The organism is Lishizhenia sp. (assembly GCF_057456495.1).
Map to the genome: position 1 here is coordinate 1 of NZ_JBVCPV010000155.1, position 7377 is coordinate 7377.

Annotated in this window: 6 protein-coding genes and 2 tRNA genes; 3 read left to right on the forward strand and 5 right to left on the reverse strand. The window is 37.7% G+C overall.

Annotated features, from left to right (window positions below; translation table 11 throughout):
• The 4 genes from trxA to AC22ZQ_RS10985 all read right to left on the reverse strand — a co-directional run.
• On the reverse strand, positions 1 to 315 hold a 315-nt coding region (trxA, locus tag AC22ZQ_RS10970), incomplete at its 3' end, for a thioredoxin (RefSeq protein ID WP_318958817.1).
• Between the two features lie 178 nt (positions 316 to 493).
• Complete coding sequence (locus tag AC22ZQ_RS10975) at positions 494 to 1783, reverse strand: sialidase family protein (protein ID WP_318958818.1); 1290 nt, start codon at positions 1781 to 1783, stop codon at positions 494 to 496.
• Between the two features lie 9 nt (positions 1784 to 1792).
• A complete protein-coding gene (locus AC22ZQ_RS10980) occupies positions 1793 to 3577 on the reverse strand; it encodes a M61 family metallopeptidase (protein ID WP_318958819.1) in 1785 nt (594 codons plus the stop codon).
• Positions 3578 to 3645: 68 nt separating this feature from the next.
• Complete coding sequence (locus AC22ZQ_RS10985) at positions 3646 to 4488, reverse strand: hypothetical protein (RefSeq protein ID WP_318958820.1); 843 nt, start codon at positions 4486 to 4488, stop codon at positions 3646 to 3648.
• Positions 4489 to 4676: 188 nt separating this feature from the next.
• Between AC22ZQ_RS10985 and AC22ZQ_RS10990 the strand changes: the two genes are divergently transcribed.
• Positions 4677 to 5528 carry a Cbp1 family collagen-binding glycoprotein adhesin gene (locus tag AC22ZQ_RS10990; RefSeq protein WP_318958821.1) on the forward strand — a complete coding sequence of 284 codons (852 nt, stop codon included), beginning with the start codon at positions 4677 to 4679 and terminating at the stop codon, positions 5526 to 5528.
• A 425-nt stretch (positions 5529 to 5953) separates the two neighbouring features.
• On the opposite strand, the gene AC22ZQ_RS10995 is transcribed toward AC22ZQ_RS10990, so the two are convergent.
• A complete protein-coding gene (locus AC22ZQ_RS10995) occupies positions 5954 to 6820 on the reverse strand; it encodes a bestrophin family protein (RefSeq protein ID WP_318958822.1) in 867 nt (288 codons plus the stop codon).
• A 183-nt stretch (positions 6821 to 7003) separates the two neighbouring features.
• Here AC22ZQ_RS10995 and AC22ZQ_RS11000 point away from each other — a divergent pair.
• Positions 7004 to 7090 (forward strand) — tRNA-Ser (locus AC22ZQ_RS11000).
• A gap of 158 nt (positions 7091 to 7248) precedes the next feature.
• Positions 7249 to 7323, forward strand: a tRNA-Pro gene (locus AC22ZQ_RS11005).
• Positions 7324 to 7377: the final 54 nt, after the last annotated feature.

A 7377-nucleotide genomic window follows, 5' to 3' on the forward strand; every position in this document is an offset into this window, starting at 1 on the left:
AAGAATCGCGTCTAATTTAGATGCCAATTGTGCTTTAGGAACTGCTCCTACAGACTTATCAGCAACTTCACCATTCTTGATGAATAAGATTGTTGGAATGTTTCTTACTCCAAACTTAGCAGAAATTCCAGGGTTTTGGTCAACATTTACCTTTCCAATCACTGCTTTCCCGTCGTACTCTCCATGCATCTCATCAACGATAGGTCCAACCATTCTACAAGGTCCACACCATTCAGCCCAAAAATCAACCATAACTGGTTTATCTGAGTTCATTACTACTTCGTCAAAGTTAGCATCTGTAATTTCTACTGCCATTTCTATTTATTTAATGTTTATAATTCCTTATCCGAGGATAAATTTAACGTTTCAGTTCTATCAGACAAATATTTTACCAATTAAATTCTACTGACAGCTTGGCATGCTAAAAACACCTCAATTTTACTCTTTAGACGGCAAAGGTCTGAATTCCATACAGGAAATTATGTATCCTAGGTTACTTATTTATTTTATCCAATTGTTTCTGACTAATTAAAGCCACCCAAAGACTTATTTCTTTCTCATCCATACGCGACCAAACAGGTCGTATAACCCCATCATATACAGCTATATTGGTATAATCTCCAAAGAAAACCTTGTCATCCGGAACAAAAGAGGAAGAACTGACTTTGTAATCTGTAAAACTGTCGCCATTGTCTTTGCTCACACTTAAATATACATCGGTTGCATTACCTTCGGTTGAACGTCTATCGTAATAAACCACATACAAATACCCTGTAATTGGATCTATGCTTAACCATGTAAAAAACTGATGACGTTTACTTTCATCTTGGTTCACTTTAATAGGATCAGACCATGTTTCCCCACTGTCACTTGATTTCGAGATCCAAATATCGGTGTCCCCTGTCCCGTTGCGTTGATCGGCCCAATTCAAAAACAAATCACCGGTTTTAGGGTTGCATCTCAAAATTGGCAATCCGTTTGCGCGATAAATCCCAGGAATAGTAAGTGTCCAACCTTCAACTTGTTGCGCTACATCTATTTCTTTTTCGAGCCATGTCTCTCCTCCATCGGTTGACTTGGTAAAAACCAAACCATTAGGTCCTGTCCAGGCTACGTATATAGTTCCATCAGGTCCTACAGCTGGCACAGCACCCTCCACTGTATTATCGTCGTCTAAACAATCACCACCTCTTTGAGAAATACGCTTTGGTGCTGACCATGTCTCACCTTGATCGGAAGATTTGGCAAACATAATGTGAGAGCTGTCTCCCGGTTTTTCAGAAAGATAAGCATCAAACTGTGTCCAAGTAAGATACAACTCGCCATTTAACGAATTCTCTGTCACCCAATGTTTGTCTTGCACTTTAACACCTTCTGGAGCGGTGTAAGAACCTTGATTAAAATCACCCTCTATTGTTGAAGAACTTTGACAGACAATGCGATCGAGGTGATGTCCGAATGTTTTAGGACTTGCCAAATGAAAATAATAGTACCTCCCCTTTTGATCTATGTGCATCACGGGGTCTCCATTCACACCATATTTAGAACGCAATGTTTTAGACTTCCATTTCCTCCCTCCATTCGTAGAGTAATAATAATCATCCATCACAGTTCCGGCTATCATCTCTTTAGGTTTTAAAGGATTGATAGCAATACTTGGCTCTACTTGAGCATAGCTATAGGTTGCACTATCTGGTTTAGGAATTTGCACTTCTTTAAAGTGCTGACTTAAGCCAAAAAAAGGGATACTTAAACATATCCCTCTAAAAAATAAATTCATCATACTTTTTAATTATTGTAATCTCAACCAGTATCTCGCCAATGAGTTTTCTGCAGTATCCAATACAAATTCGTATCTATCTTGCTTGTGCTCTCCCATTTTTGCTTCTAACACACGTAACACGTCATCTCTAGAAACGATTAAGGTAAAGCTATCTCCAGGAGCCATCGTTCCTAAGAAAGATGAAAACTTCGCTGCGTCCATTCGGTAACCATTAATAGAAAGGATTTCGTCATTAACGCTCAAACCAGCATCTTCTGCTGCAGAGTTAGCTCTGATTCTTCTCACCATTAACTTACCATCTTGCTCACTTACTGAACTTCCGAAAGAAGGAGTTGTTGTACTCGCATCTTTCACTTCTAATCCGATTTTAGACAAATACTTGTTGTACGGAATTGTTTCTACACCGTACACGAAATCACGGAAGAATTCATTTAAATCCATATCTAAAAAGTCTTCTAGCTCAGCTTGGAATTCATCTTCGCTAAATCCACGGTTTAACTTCTTGTAGAATTTGTTGTACAACACTTGCATAAAATCATCCAAAGACTTTTCACCTTGGTACTTGTCAATAATCATCGCATCAATCACCAACGCCAACAAGTTTCCTTTTGAATAGTATGAAATTGTAGTGTTTGCTGAATTTTCGTTTGGTCGGTACGATTTTATCCATGCATCAAAAGAAGCGTGGGCAACTGGTTGCACTTTATTCCCTTCAGATCCTTCCACGTAATTCAAGGTACTTTTTAATCTACCTAAGTACTGTTGTTCACTGTAAAAACCAGCTCTACGTAAAATCAACTCATCGTAGTAAGAAGTAAATCCTTCCATCACCCACAATAAAGAAGTGTAATTCTCTTCGTTGTAATTAAAAGGTCCTAAAGCATCGGGTCGGATACGCTTTACATTCCACAAGTGGAAGTATTCGTGTGCTACTAAAGACAAGAACCCTAAGTAAGCCCCTCCTTCATATGACCAACGATTTACGTTTAAAGTTGTAGAATTGGTATGCTCCAATCCTCCACCACCGTTCAAGGTATTGTGAATAATAAACCAGTATTCTTTGTTCGGGTTTTCGCCAAAAATGGATGTCGCACTTTCCACAATCTTTGCCATATCCACCTTCAACTTTTCTACGTCGTAGTTTCCTTCTCCGTAAATGGCAACATTGTGCTTCACACCCGCTGCTTGGAAAGAAAACTCTTCTTGATTACCAATCTCAATTGGACAATCTGCTAAATGATCATAGTTGTTGTAGGTAAAACGCTGCGTGTTGTTATCGTTAGCAACCCCGTCTCCTGCCTTTGGCAAGGCAGTTGTGATTTTTTTGAAATCTTTATAAGGTGTAATGTTTAATTCACCACCAAGGTCTTTGTGTCCTTTAGGGTACATAAAAACACTCGTTCCGTTAAGGTAACCATGCGTTAAATCAAGAAAACTTGTACGAACAGAAAGTTCGAAAGCGTAAACTTCATAGTTCACCACCACGTCATCTTTTTTATTCTTTTCTATACGCCAAGTATTTTTAGAGGTCTTGTAAACTTCCAGTTCTTTCCCGTTTTGATTTTTTGCTTTGACAAGGTTTACATTTTTAGGAAACTCGCGCGCTAAGTAAGATCCAGGCGCCCAAATTGGCATTTGTATATCGATGTAATCGTTAGAGAAATCTTGCAAATTCATCTCTACGTTGAAGTAGTGATTTTGCGGTTTGGGCATACTTAAATTATAGCTCACTTCTTGCGCCCAAATAGATAGGGTAGCAAGGGAAATTAGAGCTGTAGAAAAAAGTTTTTTCATACTGTTGTTTGAATTTTTCTCAAAGATAAAATTTTATTTTGATGCTTTTATGCGATCCAAACAAGCCCCTATCTTGAGTGTACGGAATTCTTCCGAAACTCAATTTTTAAGCTATCAAAGAAAACTACCAGTTTAGGTCTTTGAGCATGTCTATGGTTGTATTTAAAACAATATTCGTCTAACTTTCCTTGTATATGAAATAGAGATAACTCATGATGAATTCCATCTAATACTCTCATTAAATTCTCTTTAACCTTGTGCATCCATTTGTCATTTAAAGCTATTTGAGAACACGTTTCAATTTTGGGAAAACTACATTTCTGTTTCACTAACAATTTTGGAAATTGATAGTTACATGCACACAACAAGGATTGCTTTTTCCGAAGTTCAGCTGTCTCTATTTCTCTCGGTAAAACAAAACGTAATTGGTCCCTTGTTCTTCGTTGAGAGAGGTTAATAAAAACTTCTAATTCTCCAGGTAGTGTTGCGCTATTTTCATGTAGCTCTGAAACATCGAGAATTGCGTGTTTTTCCTGTACTTCTAGTTGATTAATCGTTGCCAATTCTTGTTGAATTTTACGAATCATATGAAAAACAGTTTCATATCTTGTTTGCCGTGACAAACGCAATATTTCTTTAATCGAATATGCCTTTTTCGTATTCAACACTAAGTGTAAGATCTCCATCCACTCCGTAAAACTTTTATTACTATCTCGCATAAAAGAAATTGATTTCAAAGACACCTTACTCGAGCACTTCAGGCACCTCCATCCACAAAATGAATTGTACCATTTTAACTTATCATGTCCACATTTTGAACAATCATTAACTACTTTTTGATAAAATGGTTTTAGAAATTCTACACACGTTTTTTCATTGGAATAGGTAGAATAAAAGGTTAAGTTATTCATGACTTATTATTTTAGATTGATTAACAATAAGTTACAAACTTTTTCTTCGTGATGCAACTTTACGGAAGGATTGCGGATACTCAGTCAATAATTGATAATTATCCCCTCCCCAAAACTTTCCCCTCCTCCCCCTTCCCCCATTCCATATAATTAATTAGCTTTGTTAACCTCACACTAAAACGTTTACGATGAACAAATACATCCTCGGATTTTGCGCCCTTTCTTTAGTGGCTTGTACAAACAACAGCGATGTTCAAGAGGCTGCCCTTAACAATCAGAATGCAGAAAACCTTCAACTTCAAAATCAAGTTGAACAACTCAAATTAGAACTCAACAACAAAGACTCCCTGATCAACGAGTCTATCGCATTTTTTAACGAAATTCAAGACAACCTGGCTTCTATAAGTGTGAAAAAGGACGATATTCAAATCAAGAGTAACGACCCAGAACTAGGTGAAGACGGTAGAAAAGAAATTCTACAACAAATTCAAAACATCAACTTTTTACGTGAGCAAAATGCACGTAAGGTCAAACAACTGCAAAACAAATTGAAGTCCAACAACATGCGCATAGATGAATTACAATCTATGGTAGATCGTTTGGTATTGCAGATTAAAGCGAAAGACGAACAAATTGAAAGCCTTCAAAATCAATTGGCGGATCTTGACGTACAGTACTCTGAACTCTTTGATCAATACCAAGAACAAGTTGATTTAAACTTGGAGACCATGATGGAGCTCAATACAGTTTACTATACAATGGGTTCTGTTGAAGAATTGGTAGAGAACAACGTTATTGTAAAAGAAGGTGGTTTCATTGGTATTGGTAAAAAGACAGATTTGAGTGCAGACATGAACGAGAATTACTTTACCAAAGCAGATAAAACAAAAATTAAAGAAATTACCGTTGGAGGTAAAGATCCAAAATTCATCACCGATCACCCGTCTGACTCTTACAAGTGGGAGAATGGAAAACTGATCATTACCGATGCTCAGAAATTCTGGAAAATATCTAAATACTTGGTGATAGAAATCAAGTAACAAATCAATATACACATTGCAAATGCCTCTTCTTTTTAAGGAGAGGTATTTTTTTGGGCTGCTCGGGCGCGTTATCCGTTATAGTCAAGCTTCTGCAGGGCAACTTATACTAAGGCTCACCTGCGCTTCCGGTGGTCGCAAGGCTAGCCCAAGTTCAGAAAACCCTTCATAAGCTCGCCTGTCACTTCTACCGCTAGCAGATATTAACTTAGACGCAATACCTAGTACCTCACTATCAACGGTGCTTACAACTTCTTTTACTGTAAACAATCACGAGTATATTCCAATAGGGGGAGCAGTGGTAGTAGCTTAAGGCAGCGCTTAGTGGCTGTTAGGGGTGCTGGGCGACTAACAGAAGCCCACACTCCGTTATAGCGACTTAACGCTAACCAAAGCTACTAGGAACGGATGACCCGGCCATTGGCCTAATAAAAAAGTTCTTGTACGTTCTGCTGAATTTTCAAAGACAATTCTGAAGTAGGTAAATCATTTTCGTCCTTCCCAAAGGGATCTTCTATTTCTTCTGCCAATATTTCCATGCTTACCAAGATGTAAAAAACTAGCGTTGCAATAATGGCGGTGTAGTATTCAAAGAATTCTAACAAGGCCAAGGGCAAGGAGGCGGTGTAGAGAAAAATAAACTTCTTTATAAAAATACTATAAGAATAAGGAATGGGTGTGTTCTTAATACGCTCACACGCTCCAATATTATTCAAGAAATTATTCAACGTATGCTCAACGGTAATATAAGCTTCCTGACTAAGTCTCCCCTCTTTCACCAAGATGTTGACTTCAGCATAAATCATTTTAACAAGTTGAGAAGGTACATGGCCTTTTTCTACTAACGTGGCCTTTTCTTGTTCATTCAAAAGTAATTCCTCCATCACAACACCTTCTCTTAGATGATCGCGCATGGCAAAAACATAGTTCGAAATCATTCTATTAAAGAAGTCTCTTTCACTTTCTTTTAAGTCTAACACACTTAATTTAGCCGCCAAATTTCGGGCATCATTTACCATTTCGCCCCATTTTTTTCTTCCTTCCCACCATCTATCATAGGCGGTATTGGTACGAAAAACCAACAAAAGTGAAATTACAAAACCTATAATTGAATATATAGTGAGCAAGTTTTCTAACATCATCGACCCGGGAAAATAGGTGGCTGCAACATAACAAATCCCCATTGTGAAGACAAAAAAGTAAAGCAACTCCTTCCACAAGATGGCTAGGGTGTCACTTTTATGTATACCTACTACGAGTTTAAACCAATTTTTGGGGTTGTATTTTATCATCTTTCACGTTTTAAAGGACTACTAATATAGAAACATGCTTGAAGTATGAGGTATACCAAAATCTTAAAAAGCTAAGGAACAGCCACCTATATTTTTAATCGATATTTTTTTGAAAAAAAAGCATGATTTTCTTTTGAAGAACCAATTGAATTCATAATTTTGCGGCCAGTTCTTTAACACAACGGTGAGATGGGTGAGTGGCTGAAACCACCAGTTTGCTAAACTGACGTACGAGCAATCGTACCGCGGGTTCGAATCCCGCTCTCACCGCAAAAAAAAATTAAAATTATTTCAATTTTAATTGCGGATTAAAAAAAGTTGATTATCTTTGCAACCGCAATCAGGGAATGGTTAACGAATCTAACCCTTGCAATTGAAAGATAAAGACTTGAAATAACAAAAGATTAATAGGAATTATCTCCATTAATCGGGGTGTAGCGTAGCCCGGTCATCGCGCCTGCTTTGGGAGCAGGAGGTCGCAGGTTCGAATCCTGCCACCCCGACAAAGGGGATGAGAAATCATCCCCTTTTTTTTATGGATTTACATCCTTTTTAGA